This window comes from Arthrobacter zhaoxinii (assembly GCF_024385505.1).
GTDB classification, from domain to species: domain Bacteria; phylum Actinomycetota; class Actinomycetes; order Actinomycetales; family Micrococcaceae; genus Arthrobacter_B; species Arthrobacter_B zhaoxinii.
The window spans coordinates 754,659-767,415 of sequence record NZ_JANFLT010000006.1; the positions used below are offsets into that span (position 1 = coordinate 754,659).

The 12,757-nt window shown below is 66.8% G+C and carries 12 protein-coding genes; 9 read left to right on the plus strand and 3 right to left on the minus strand.

The window, feature by feature from the left end; translation table 11 throughout:
* Nucleotides 1-308 precede the first annotated feature (308 nt).
* The 5 genes from infC to NNX37_RS14910 all read left to right on the plus strand — a co-directional run bounded on the left by infC (nt 309) and on the right by NNX37_RS14910 (nt 4,468).
* Nucleotides 309-1,322, plus strand: coding sequence for a translation initiation factor IF-3 (gene infC, locus NNX37_RS14890; protein ID WP_407079968.1), 1,014 nt, complete (start codon nt 309-311; stop codon nt 1,320-1,322).
* 109 nt (nt 1,323-1,431) lie between these two features.
* A complete protein-coding gene (gene rpmI / locus NNX37_RS14895) occupies nt 1,432-1,626 on the plus strand; it encodes a 50S ribosomal protein L35 (RefSeq protein ID WP_230026300.1) in 195 nt (64 codons plus the stop codon).
* Nucleotides 1,627-1,747: 121 nt separating this feature from the next.
* Nucleotides 1,748-2,401: a 50S ribosomal protein L20, sunset domain variant gene (gene rplT / locus NNX37_RS14900; protein WP_255793486.1), complete on the plus strand. Its 654-nt coding sequence runs from the start codon at nt 1,748-1,750 to the stop codon at nt 2,399-2,401.
* Nucleotides 2,402-2,418: 17 nt separating this feature from the next.
* Nucleotides 2,419-3,330: a TrmH family RNA methyltransferase gene (locus tag NNX37_RS14905; protein WP_255793487.1), complete on the plus strand. Its 912-nt coding sequence runs from the start codon at nt 2,419-2,421 to the stop codon at nt 3,328-3,330.
* A gap of 190 nt (nt 3,331-3,520) precedes the next feature.
* Nucleotides 3,521-4,468, plus strand: coding sequence for a cation diffusion facilitator family transporter (locus NNX37_RS14910; protein WP_255793488.1), 948 nt, complete (start codon nt 3,521-3,523; stop codon nt 4,466-4,468).
* Here the strand turns inward: NNX37_RS14910 and NNX37_RS14915 are convergent.
* Complete coding sequence (locus tag NNX37_RS14915) at nt 4,425-5,654, minus strand: MFS transporter (RefSeq protein WP_255793489.1); 1,230 nt, start codon at nt 5,652-5,654, stop codon at nt 4,425-4,427. The genes NNX37_RS14910 and NNX37_RS14915 overlap by 44 nt on opposite strands.
* 251 nt (nt 5,655-5,905) lie before the next feature.
* Between NNX37_RS14915 and NNX37_RS14920 the strand changes: the two genes are divergently transcribed.
* Entirely contained in the window at nt 5,906-6,718 is an 813-nt protein-coding gene (locus NNX37_RS14920) for a putative protein N(5)-glutamine methyltransferase (protein ID WP_255793490.1), read from the plus strand.
* A 9-nt stretch (nt 6,719-6,727) separates the two neighbouring features.
* Nucleotides 6,728-7,207 carry a (deoxy)nucleoside triphosphate pyrophosphohydrolase gene (locus tag NNX37_RS14925; protein ID WP_255793491.1) on the plus strand — a complete coding sequence of 160 codons (480 nt, stop codon included), beginning with the start codon at nt 6,728-6,730 and terminating at the stop codon, nt 7,205-7,207.
* Nucleotides 7,208-7,221: 14 nt separating this feature from the next.
* Here NNX37_RS14925 and NNX37_RS14930 read toward each other — a convergent pair whose 3' ends face one another.
* Nucleotides 7,222-8,376 (minus strand): Rv2578c family radical SAM protein, encoded by a 1,155-nt coding sequence (locus tag NNX37_RS14930; protein WP_255793492.1) that lies wholly within the window; start codon nt 8,374-8,376, stop codon nt 7,222-7,224.
* A gap of 38 nt (nt 8,377-8,414) precedes the next feature.
* Nucleotides 8,415-8,924 carry a hypothetical protein gene (locus NNX37_RS14935; RefSeq protein WP_255793493.1) on the minus strand — a complete coding sequence of 170 codons (510 nt, stop codon included), beginning with the start codon at nt 8,922-8,924 and terminating at the stop codon, nt 8,415-8,417.
* 103 nt (nt 8,925-9,027) lie between these two features.
* On the opposite strand from NNX37_RS14935, the gene pheS reads away from it, so the two are divergent.
* Complete coding sequence (gene pheS / locus NNX37_RS14940) at nt 9,028-10,125, plus strand: phenylalanine--tRNA ligase subunit alpha (protein WP_255793494.1); 1,098 nt, start codon at nt 9,028-9,030, stop codon at nt 10,123-10,125.
* Nucleotides 10,126-12,663, plus strand: a complete 2,538-nt coding sequence (gene pheT / locus NNX37_RS14945) for a phenylalanine--tRNA ligase subunit beta (protein ID WP_255793495.1) — start codon at nt 10,126-10,128, stop codon at nt 12,661-12,663.
* Nucleotides 12,664-12,757 lie beyond the last annotated feature (94 nt).

The following is a 12,757-nucleotide window of genomic DNA, read 5'->3' on the forward strand; positions in this document are numbered from 1 at the left end:
TGGAAGCTTCGTCACCGGTATGCAAGCGGAGAACCCTCCCACCCGCGTCAGCCTGACCGCCCTCGTAGGCGGCAGAGTTGCCGGGTTCAGGTCGGCCCCGGACGGGCTGCAGTTTTTACTGCGGTTTATTCCGGGAGCTAACTGCCTTCGAACTGGCTTCGACGGCGGCTACTGCCGACCCTCTCAGGGCCTTCGATTGCGCTTGCAATTGGAGGCCTTCTTCATTTGCAGGCGGTAGCCGTTTTGAACTACACAGGAGCTGCAACATTAGCGAGCCAAGAATCAATGATCGAATCCGCGTCCCCGAGGTGCGGCTGGTAGGTCCGGCAGGCGAACAGGTCGGAGTGGTCCGGATTGAGGACGCGCTTCGTCTGGCTGCCGAGTCTGACCTGGATCTTGTTGAGGTAGCACCGCAGGCCAAGCCTCCGGTGTGCAAACTAATGGACTTCGGCAAGTACAAGTACGAAGCCGCCGTCAAGGCACGCGAAGCCCGGAAGAACCAGACGAACACCGTTCTGAAGGAAATCCGCTTCCGCCTGAAGATCGACACCCACGACTACGAAACCAAGCGCGGACACGCCATGCGCTTCCTGGCCGCCGGTGACAAGGTCAAGGCCATGATCCAGTTCCGTGGACGTGAACAGCAGCGCCCGGAAATGGGTATGAAGCTGCTGAACAAGTTCGCTGAGGATGTCGCTGAAGTAGGTGTGGTTGAGTCCACTCCGCGGATCGACGGCCGCAACATGGTGATGGTCATTGGTCCGGTGAAGAACAAGGCCGAGGCCAAGGCCGAAGCCCGCCGCGCAACGCAGCGGGCCGATGCCAAGGCTGCGAACGAGGCAGTGAAGAACGGCGAGGCTCCGCCGCGCGTGGATACTTCTTCCGAGAAGGCTCCCATGACGCAGAGCCTTGCGGACCTGCTCCCGGACGGACTGCGTCTGGGGTCCTCCGCTGAAGCTGCCGACAAGGCACGCGCAGAGCAGGAACAGGCTGAAAAGGAACAGGCCGCTAAGCGGGCCAAGGCTGCAGCTGCCGAAAAGGCTGCAACCGAGGCACGCCGTGTGGCAGCAGCCAGCAGGCCGGCCGCAGCGCCTGCCCCTGCAGCTGCCGCTCCGTCCCAGCCCGCCGAGGCAGCCAAGCCGGCAGAAGCAGCGAAGCCTGCCGCAGCGCCGAAGCCTGCAGCGGTGCCGAAGCCGACCGCTGCAAAGCCTGCGCCCAAGCCGGCAGCCCGGCCCAAGCCTGCAGCAGCACCGAAGCCTGCCGGCAAGCCGTCCTCCTCGCGGGGGACCACCGGCCAGAACAAGCCCGGAACTGCAGAGTAGTTTTACTGCTCTGCGCCTCGTTCCGGCGTCCAGTAAAAAGCCCTGGCACCCGCAAGGTGTCCGAAGCCCCGCGGGCCTGCCCGCGGAAACCTAAAGGAGATCGGTAGACATGCCGAAGATGAAGACCCACAGTGGCGCCAAGAAGCGCTTCAAGCTGACCGGTACCGGCAAGCTCAAGCGCCAGCAGGCTAACCGCCGCCACTACCTGGAGCACAAGCCCTCCACGCTGACCCGCCGCCTTGCCAACGACAAGATCGTGTCACCGGCGGACGCCAAGGTCATCAAGAAGATGCTCGGCATCTAACTAATCCCCGACGGCTGTCCCACAAGGGCCGGCCTCACCCCATCAAAGCTTTCCCCGCTCCTGGGCCATCCAGGCGCAGTGACTTACCAAGTCGGGGAGATTTACCAAAAGGAGTACGCACGTGGCACGTGTGAAGCGGGCGCTTAACGCCCACAAGAAGCGTCGGGTTATTCTCGAGCGCGCCAAGGGTTACCGCGGACAGCGTTCGCGCCTGGTCCGTAAGGCCAAAGAGCAGCTGCTGCACTCGTTTGTGTACAGCTACGGCGACCGCCGCAAGCGTAAGGGCGACTTCCGCCGCCTGTGGATCCAGCGCATCAACGCTGCTTCCCGCGCCAACGGCCTGACCTACAACCGCCTGATCCAGGGCCTGAAGCTGGCCGAGATCCAGGTTGACCGCCGCATGCTGGCCGAGCTTGCCGTCAATGACGCCAATGCCTTCGCCGCGCTGGTCCAGCTCGCCAAGGACGCACTGCCGTCCGACACCTCCGCTCCGGCCGTCGAGGCTGCTCCGGTTGCCAAGGCCGCTGCTGCCCCCGCCGCCGAGAAGCCGGCTGCTGCCGTTGCCACCGCTCAGGGCGGATTCAAGGCTTCCGAGGGCGACGCCCCGGAAGGCTTCGTCATCAAGGGCAACCTGGGTTCGGGCAAGTACCACGTCCCGGGTTCCACCTGGTACGAGCAGACCGTTGCCGAATACTGGTTCAACTCCGTTGAAGCTGCCAAGGCTGCAGGCCTGGAGCCTGCTGGCGGAGAATCCCGCCAGAAGTTCCAGGGCTAAGTCGGTTCCCTAAACCGATGAACCTTGAAGGGCGCCCGCAGGCACCGCTTATGTCCAACCCCCGAGCTGATCGGGTCCGCGATGTAGCGAAGCTTGCCGGGCGCTCTTCGCGCTTAAAAACCGGCCGCTTCCTGGCCGAAGGGCCGCAGGCCGTGCGGGAGGCGCTCTCTGCGCACCGTGCGGCGGCGGCCGACGGCGCTCCCGCCGTCGTCCACGAGGTCTATGCCACGCAGGCGTGCCTGGACCGGCTTCCCGAACTGGCCGATCTGGCCCGCGGTGTGACGCTTCGCCTGGCCACCGACGAAGTCCTTGCCGCGATGGCCGACACCGTTTCACCCCAGGGCATCGTGGCGGTCTGTAACGTGTCCGCTGCGACGCTGGAGGACGTTCTGGCCTCCGGCGCCAGGCTCATTGCCGTGCTGTGCGAGGTCCGGGATCCGGGCAACGCCGGCACCGTGCTGCGGGCTGCTGATTCCGCCGGGGCGGACGCCGTGGTGCTCACCGCGTCCAGCGTCGATATCTACAACCCCAAAGCGGTGCGTTCCACCGCAGGATCTCTCTTCCATCTGCCCGTGGTGACCGGCGCAGATTTCGCCGCCGTCATGGACGCCGTTCATGCCGCCGGCATCACCGTCCTCGCCGCCGACGGCTACGGCAACGTGAATCTGGACCGGCTCCAGGACCTCAGTGCGGTGCGCCGCTTTGACGGCGCGGAGGGAACCGGGGCCGGCGACGACGACGCCCTGCCGCAGCTCGAGCAGCCCACGGCCTGGCTTTTCGGCAATGAAGCCCAGGGCCTGTCGGATACCGAGCTGGCCGCAGCCGACCACCGCGTAGCGGTTCCGCTCTACGGCCGCGCCGAGAGCCTGAACGTCGGCACGGCAGCTACGGTCTGCCTCTACGCGTCCGCCCGCGCCCAGAACGGATAGCCCAGGCACTTGCCCATGGCGGTCTCCGCTGATGCGGCTGCAGGCTCGTCCGGGAGTACCCGGCGGGCGGAGCAAGGAGCCACCCATCGACTACTGATGCGGGCGCCGCTGCCATGTAGCGTATTTACAGGGGCACCTTTCGGACAGCCGAACAACTAAGCGAACGCCATCAGAGAAACGGGTCCTCCATATGTCTGCCAGCGGTGGAAATAAGGCGATTGTCGCGGCCCTGAGCGCCAACCTGGCCATTGCGGTCATGAAGTTCATCGCCTTCGCCCTCACTCGTTCGTCCTCCATGCTCGCGGAGGCTATCCACTCGCTTGCCGACTCCGGCAACCAGGCCCTGCTGCTCGTGGGCGGTAAGCGTGCACGGCGCCAGGCGAGCCCCGAGCACCCCTTCGGCTACGGCCGTGAACGCTACGTTTACGCGTTCATCGTCTCCATCGTCCTCTTCAGCGTCGGCGGCCTGTTCGCCCTCTACGAGGCCTACCACAAGTGGCAGGATCCGCACCCGATCGAAGGCCGCTGGTGGTGGGTACCGCTGGCAGTGCTCGTCGGCGCGATCATTGCCGAAGCCTTCTCTTTCCGCACGGCCATCCGGGAATCGAACCACACGCGCGGCAAGCAGAGCTGGAAGCAGTTCGTGCGTACGGCCAAGGCACCGGAACTCCCGGTTGTTCTGCTCGAAGACCTGGGCGCGCTTCTCGGCCTGATCTTCGCCCTGTTCGGTGTGAGTATGACCCTGCTGACCCACAACGGCATCTGGGACGCACTGGGCACGGGCATGATCGGCGTCCTGCTGGTCTTTATTGCCGTCATCCTGGGCATGGAGACGAAGTCCCTGCTGCTCGGTGAGTCTGCAACGAAGGAAGACGTCCGCCGGATCGAAGCGGCCCTCCAGGAAGATCCCGATACCCGGATCATCCACCTCAAGACCCTGCACCTGGGTCCGGAGGAACTGCTCGTGGCCGCGAAGATCACCATGGCCAGGAGTGATACCGGCCAGGAAATCGCCGACGGCATCAACGCTGCGGAAGCACGGATCCGTGCCGCGGTACCGATCGCAACCGCTATTTACCTGGAGCCTGACGTATTTACTTCGAAGAACGCTCAGGACGCCGGTCAAGGAACCCGCTGATCAGGGCAATAGCCAAACCGAGCAGGGCGAGTACCGCTCCCACCACAGCGGGGGAGCGGTACCCCCAGCCCCAGGCGATCACGACGCCGCCCAGCAGGGCACCCAGCGCATTGGCCAGGTTCAGGGCCGCATGATTCAGTGACGATGCCAGCGACTCGGCACCGGGCGAAACATCCAGCAGCCGAGTCTGCAGCGGCGGCGTCAGCATTGACCCGATCAGCCCCACCAGGAAAACCAGCACCATCGCAGTCGCAGCGAACTGCACCGCCCACGCGTAGGCCAGCAGGATGACCACCGTGCCGCCCAGGATCGCGTAGATGCTGCCCATGACATTGATGTCGGCCAGGCGTCCGCCGGCCACGTTACCGATCACCTGGCCCACGCCGTAGAGCCCGACGACGACGGGCAGGACATTCTCGGAGATGCCTGCCACCTCGGTCATGGTGGGTGCAATGTAGGAGTACACGGCGAAGAATCCACCGAAGCCGACGGTTCCCACCAGCAGGGCCAGCCAGACCTGGGCCCGCCCGAGGGCGCTGAGCTCAGCCTTGATGCTGGCGCCGGCCAACGTGGGCTGGTACGGCACGAAACGGGCCACCATAGCGACTGTCAGGAGTCCGATGGCCGCCACCAGGACGAACATCCACCGCCACCCGGCCTGCTGGCCCAGCCACGTGGCAAAGGGCACACCCACCACGTTCGCGATACTCAGGCCCAGCATGACCATGGAAATGGCCCAGGCACGGCGGGTAGGAGCCACCAGTGACGCGGCAATGACGGCTGCCACACCGAAGAAGGCACCGTGCGGCAGGCCGGAGAGGAACCGGGTGAAGAGCAGCCAGGAATAATCTGCGGCAAAGAACGAAGACAGATTGCTCAGGGCGAAGAAGAGCATCAGGCCCAGGACCAGCATTTTCCGCGGCACTCTGGCGCCAAGGGCGGCGAGCACGGGTGCTCCCACCACCACGCCGAGGGCATAAGCCGAAATAACGTGGCCGCCCGCGGGAACGGAAATGTCGAGATCGTCCACCATTTCCTGCAGCAGGCCCATGATGCTGAACTCGGTGGTGCCGATGGCAAAGCCGCCCACGGCCAGGGCAGCGATGGCCTTGGCAACTGTGGTGTGGCGGGTGCCGGGTGTGCGCCGGCCGGACGTTGAAAGGGGCGCGGTGGTGCTCCGGGACATGTTCGCTTTCAAAAGTGGGGGGAAGCGGCTGTGCCGCTGCGGACGGCGTTCACGGTCAGCGAGCAGGAGATGCTCCTGCCGGACGCCGGGACGGCTTCGTCCCTTCCAGCCTAGTGCACCGCCGCGCACCCGGAAGGTCCCCCTGCTGCATGCACATATTCGCTGAACCTGCTCGTTTCCTGCTGCCGCGTGCGCGTAGCCGGTAGAACCGCGCACTGGTGCCGGCGGTGTTGGCCTGCCACCATAAACGCGTGCAGAGCTACGGAATTCCTGCGGGACTGGTGTCCCGCCTGCGGGACGCAGGGTGCGTCTACGCCGAAGAAGAAGCGGTCCTGCTCCTGTCCGGCGCCCCCGGCGCAGCGGTGCTGGATCTCATGGTGGCCCGGCGGCTGGCCGGACAGCCGTTGGAGCAGGTTCTTGGCTGGGCGTCTTTCGGAGGTCTTCGGGTAGGGCTGCGGCCGGGGGTCTTTGTTCCACGGCGGCGCACTGAGTTCCTGGCCGAGCAGGCAGTCCATGTGCTTGCAGGACGGAGTACCGCCCTGGTGGTGGAGTTGTGCTGCGGGTCGGGGGCGGTCGCAATGGTGGTCTCGGCGGCGGTGCCGGACTGCCGGGTATACGCCGTCGACCTTCATCCGGACGCCGTCGAATGCGCGCGCAGCAATCTGCCGCAGGCCTCCGTTCTGCAGGGAGACCTCTTTCTCGCGCTGCCTCAGGAGCTGCGCGGGAGGGTCGACCTCGTTGTGGCCAACGCTCCCTACGTCCCCACCGGCGCGCTGGCCACGCTGCCGCGCGAAGCGCGGAACTACGAGCCTGCCGACACCTTCGACGGCGGCCGGAACGGACTCGATACGGTGGGACGCATCATCAGCGAAGCTCCGCAGTGGCTCGGATTCCGGGGGAAGGTCCTGCTCGAGTGCAGCGAGGAACAGGCAGCTGCGGTGGGCGGGCTGCTTGCCGCCGCAGGACTGTCCCCGCAGATACTCCGGAATGAGGAAACCGATGCCACGGTTGCCGTGGGCAGTGCACCACCCCGGAGGATGAAGGGCATCAGGCAAACCGGTTAAGCTCGGTGGATGCATTCACAAGAGAACTCCAGCCAGGCCGGTACGGCAGCTCCCCGCCCATCGCCCGGCGTGCAGGTGGTGGGCGCCGCAATCCTGGATTCCCTGGCCCGGCCCTCGAAGCTCCTGGCGGCACGCCGAAGCGCTCCCGAGGCGCTCGCCGGACTATGGGAGTTCCCGGGCGGAAAGGTGGAACCCGGGGAAGGCTGCACGGAGGCGCTCCACCGGGAACTGGCAGAGGAGCTCGGGATCCGGGTCGAGCTGGGTGCCGAAGTCCCTGGTCCCTCGGAGCAGGGCTGGCCGCTCAACCGCACCGCCGCAATGCGCGTGTGGCTGGCAGAAGTCACCGACGGGACACCCGAGCCGCTGGAAGACCACGACGAGCTTCGCTGGGTGGACCTCACCGAAAACGCACTGATGGAGCTGCCCTGGATCCCGGCTGACCTGCCCATCGTTACCGCCCTGCAGGAAACGGTCGCTGCCGGGCTCTAGAACACTGCCGGGCTCTAGAACAGTGCCTCCTGGCTGACAGCCGGCGCGGCGTCCGGCCTTCCCGCGCCGGGAACCGTTTCCCCCGCCGGCCGCAGGAACCGGGCGCCGCCGGTGAAGCCGTACTTGGCTTTGAAGAACCGGATCCGCCCGGCCAGCCAGTCCCGGTATTCCTTGGATGCGTAGGTGCCTTTTCCGTAAAGCCGGGCGTACTTGCCGGAGAGCTCCGGGTAGTGCCGGGCCAGGAACTCCAGATACCACTCCCGTGCCCCGGGCCGCAGATGCAGGGCACCCGCAGTGACTCCCGTGGCTCCGGCTGCTGCAAGCGCGGAGAAGAGGGCGTCCAGGGATTCGTCGCCGTCGGTAAGCCACGGCAGGATGGGCATGGCCATGACCGAGCACGGCAGGCCGGCGTCCCGGAGGCGGCTGATCAGCTCCAGCCGGGCACGGGGCGTGGGCGTTCCCGGCTCTGCCCGCTTCGCCAGTTCCGGGTCCACCAGCGCCAGCGAAATGCCCATCCCGATCTCGGTCTGCGCGGAGGCTTCCTTCAGGAGCGGGATGTCCCGTGCCAGCAGGGTGCCCTTGGTCAGGATGGAGAAGGGGGTGCCGCTGTCCGCCAGCGCACGGATGATGCCGGGCATCAGCTTGTAGCGGCCCTCGGCACGTTGGTAGGGATCAGTGTTGGTTCCCATGGCCACATGGTGGTGCTGCCAGGCGGGCCGTGCGAGTTCCCGCCGCAGGACCTCGGCAGCGTTGACCTTGACCACGAGCTGGCTGTCGAAATCGGCGCCGCTGTCCATATCCAGGTAGGTGTGGGTTTTGCGGGCGAAGCAGTAAACACAGGCATGGCTGCAGCCGCGGTACGGATTGACAGTCCATTCAAAGGGCATGTTCGACCCGCCGCCCACCTTGTTCAGGACCGATTTGGCGAGAACCTCGTGGAACGTCACCCCGGCAAAGTCCGGCGTGCGTACGGAGCGGACCAGGCCCTGCAGCGGAATCAGCGGATCCGTGGTGCCGGGCACCGCCGGCAGGGGCAGTGCCGAGGCAGTTGCCGCCGTGCCTGGAGCGTCCGTGTCCGGCGGCGTTGCCCGGGAAGCTGTGCCGCAACCGGTGCGGCTATCGTCGCCCTGCACGGGCGGTGCATTGAGTTCCTGACCTTGCCACCTCATTCCCTCATTAGAACATATGTTCGAATAAGGGGGTACTTCTATCTGCTGCGGGACCGGCGGCGGGGCCGGTCCGGACCGGCAGCCCGGGCGCGCCGCCGCGGCCTTCCGGGACGGTAGCCGCCGTCGCGCAATCCTGCCAGCCGTTCAAACGGATTGGCCGACGCCGGATCCCCGGCGAAGGCCTGGGAGAGGGCCGAGGCGGCGAAGTAGGCAGGCAGGAAGAACGGACCCAGGAGCGCGTACTGCGAGCTGTGCCGGATCTCGTGGCGCAGCAGCGGGCTGTCCGGCGCGTGGATGCGGCGGGCCGAGGAGGAACGGTAGAGGACCACGTTGCCGACGGTGAACGCGGCCGCACGGGGGAGGGGCAGCGGATAGCCCCCGGCGAGGGTGGTCTGCTGCGGCCCCGGGGTCATGCTGCACCCGGTCGCACGGGCCAGCAGCACACCCGCAGGGGTGGAGAGATTCAGCAGGTTGATCCAGCGGCGGATGGAAACGGCACGCGGGCGGAGAACGACACGCGGGCGGAGAACGATCGGTACGGACGGCATGGCACCTCCCTGCGGCAGTATGACGGCCCTGCTGGGCTCGTCTACTAGACTTGCAATGATAAGCCAGAACCCAACTAGGGCCGGAAACAGGTAAGCACAGTACATGTCTAACTCCACACCGGGGACCGGTTCCCCAGATACTTCCCCTGAGGGCGCCCTGCCCGAGCCGCCGAATCCGCTGGATGAAGCCGCTATTGCCGCCGCCGTCGAGCAGGCGCTCGCCGCCATTGCCGCTGCCGCGGACCTGAGTGAACTCAAGGAGGTCCGGATTGCCGTCACCGGCGAGAAGTCGCCGCTGAGCGGAGCGAACCGGACCATCGGCAAGCTCCCCAAGGACCAGAAGGCCGCCGCCGGCAAGCTCGTGGGCCCCGCCCGCGGCCGGATCAACTCCGCGCTCGCCGCCCGTACCGTTGAGCTCGAAGCCGAGCGGGACGCCCGGATCCTTGTTGAAGAGGCCGTGGACGTCACTGCAGCTCCCCGCCGCCGGCACATCGGCGGCCGGCATCCCATCTCCACCCTGCAGGACCGGGTGGCGGATGTGTTCGTCGGGATGGGCTGGGAAATCGCAGAGGGCCCCGAGGTGGAATCCGAGTGGTTCAACTTCGACGCGTTGAACTTCAAGCCGGACCACCCCGCCCGCGAAATGCAGGACACTTTCTTCGTGGAGCCGCCCGAGGCGCACCTCGTTATGCGGACGCACACTTCTCCGGTCCAGGTCCGTTCCATGCTCGAACGCGACCTGCCGATCTACGTGCTGTGCCCCGGCAAGGTGTTCCGCACCGATGAGCTGGACGCCACGCACACCCCGGTCTTCCACCAGTTCGAGGGCCTGGCCATCGACAAGGGCCTGACCATGGCCGACCTGGTCGGCACCCTGGAACACTTCACGCGTGTTCTTTTCGGCGATGAGGCGAAGGTCCGGCTCCGCCCGAACTACTTCCCCTTCACCGAGCCCAGCGCCGAGCTGGACATCTGGCACCCGGGCGCCAAGGGCGGCCCGCGCTGGATCGAGTGGGGCGGCTGCGGCATGGTCAACCCCAACGTGCTCCGTGCCGCCGGGATCGACCCCGAGGTCTATACAGGATTTGCCTTCGGCATGGGCATTGACCGTGCCCTCATGTTCCGCAACGAGGTTTCGGACATGCACGAAATGATCGAGGGCGACGTACGTTTCAGCGAACACTTCGGGATGGAGATCTAAGTGAGAATCCCACTTTCCTGGCTGCGCGAGTATGCCCAGGTTCCGGCGGACGCAACCGCCGAAGACGTGATGGAAGACCTCGTGAAGGTCGGCCTGGAGGAAGAGGACGTCCACCGTCCCACCGACGCGCTGCAGGGACCCATTGTGGTGGGCCAGGTGCTCAGCATGGAGCCCGAGCCGCAGAAGAACGGCAAGACGATTAACTGGTGCTCGGTCCGCGTGGTGCCGGAAGGCGCCGGACAGACCCTCACCGGTGACGGCATCGACCCCTCCGGCGTGCAGGGCATCGTCTGCGGCGCGCACAACTTCAAGGTGGGGGACAAGGTTGTTGTCACCCTGCCCGGCGCCGTGCTGCCCGGAGACTTCCGGATCAGCCCGCGAAAGACCTACGGCCACGTGTCGGCGGGCATGATTGCCTCCGTGCGTGAACTCGGCATCGGCGAGGACCACGACGGCATCCTGGTGCTCTCCACCCTGGGGCTGGACCCCGAGGTGGGCACCGATGCGATGGAACTGCTCGGCCTGTACGACCAGGCGGCGGAAATCAACGTCACCCCGGACCGCGGCTACGTCTTCTCCATCCGCGGCGCCGCCCGCGAGTACGCCCACGCCACCGGCACCAAGTTCACCGACCCGGCCGCCGCCGTCGTCGTTCCGCAGGCAGACGGCAACGGCTACCCGGTACGGCTCGACGACGCCGCTCCCATCTACGGCAAGCCCGGCTGCGACCGGTTCGTGGCCCGGATCGTCCGCGGCGTCGACACTTCCCGGCCCACCCCGCCGTGGATGTCCTCGCGCCTGCGCCTGGCCGGCATGCGGTCCATCTCGCTCGTCGTCGACATCTCCAACTACGTGATGCTCGAGCTCGGCCAGCCGCTGCACTTCTACGACCTGGACAAGCTCACCGGCGAGATCGTGGTCCGCCGCGCCGCCGAGGGCGAAACGCTGAAGACCCTGGACGAGAAGGAACGCCGGCTCTCCCCGGAGGACCTGCTGATCACTGACGGGTCCGGTGCCATCGGCATCGCCGGCGTGATGGGCGGGGCCGCCACCGAGGTTGCCGGCGGAACGCAGAACGTCCTGATCGAAGCCGCCCACTTCGAAGAAGTCAGCATTGCCCGCTCCCGCCGCCGGCATAAGCTGCCCTCCGAAGCATCCAAGCGCTTCGAACGCGGCGTGGACTGGAACGTAGCCGACGTCGCCGCACAGCGTGCAGTCGACCTGCTGGTGGAACTCGCCGGCGGCACCGCCGACGAGTCCATCACCGACGTCGGCACCGCCCCCGCGCCGCGGCGCATCGACCTGCCCGCACAGTTCCCGGCCCGGTTGATCGGCCTGGACTTCACCGAGTCGCAGATCACCGGCACGCTCGAGGACCTGGGTGCCGCCGTCGAAAAAACCGGCGACGGCTACCTGGTGACGCCCCCGAGCTGGCGCCCGGACCTGGAGACGCGTGAGGACCTCACCGAGGAAATCATCCGCCTGGTGGGCTACGACAAGATCCCGTCCGCCCTGCCGGTGGCTCCTCCCGGACGCGGTCTGACCCGCCTCCAGCAGCAGCGCCGCCGCCTTATGCAGTCCCTGGCCGCGGCCGGACTCACCGAGGTGCTGGCCTATCCGTTCGTGACCGAGGCGGACAACACCACCTTCGGGGCGCCGGAAGGCACGCGGCCTGCGCTCAAGCTGGCCAACCCGCTCAGCGCCGAATACGGTTACCTGCGCACCTCGGTGCTGCCCGGACTGTTCGAGGTTGCCAAGCGGAACATGTCCCGCGGCTTCCGGGATTTGGCCCTGTTCGAATCGGGCACGGTCTTCCTGCCCGGCGAGCATCTGGGCACCGAGAGCATCCCGCCGCTGGGTGCCAAGCCGTCCGACGACGTCCTTGATGAGCTGTACGCCGGAATTCCGGACCAGCCGCTGCACGTGGGTGTCCTGCTGGCCGGCCACGAATCCGCCCCCGGTGCCGGCTCCACGCCGCGCGCCTGGGACTGGGCCGACGCCGTCGACTTCGCCAAGCTGATGGGCGACGTCCTCGGCGTGGAACTCGTGGTGGAACAGGGTACCCACCAGGCGTTCCACCCCGGCCGCACCGCACGGATTGCACTGCGCAGCGGCGAAACCGTGGGCTACGCCGGCGAACTGCACCCCAAGCTCCTGGCCGCACGGGACATGCCCGCCCGCACGGTGGCTGCGGAACTGAACGTGGATGCGGTTTTCGACGCCGCCCCTGACGTCATCGTCGCCCGTCCGATCTCCAGCTTCCCCATCTCCACGCAGGACGTGGCCCTGGTGGTGGCAGAGGATGTTCCCGCCGAGCAGGTCCGCGAGGCGCTGCGCGAGGGAGCCGGCGAGCTGCTTGAAGACGTAGCCCTGTTCGACGTCTACGCCGGCTCCGGTATTGAGCCCGGGCACAAGTCGCTCGCGTTCGCGCTGCGCTTCCGTGCCCCGGACCGGACGCTGACGGCAGACGAAGCCTCCGAGGCCCGTGCGGCCGCCGTCGCACTGGCGGCTGAGCGGTTCGGCGCCGTTCAGCGGTAGGTTTACCCTGCCAAGCGGCAGGCCCCGACGGATGTTCCTCTCCGGCGGGGCCTGCTGCGTTTAAGTCCTGCTTCGCCGGATCCTGCCGGGAACC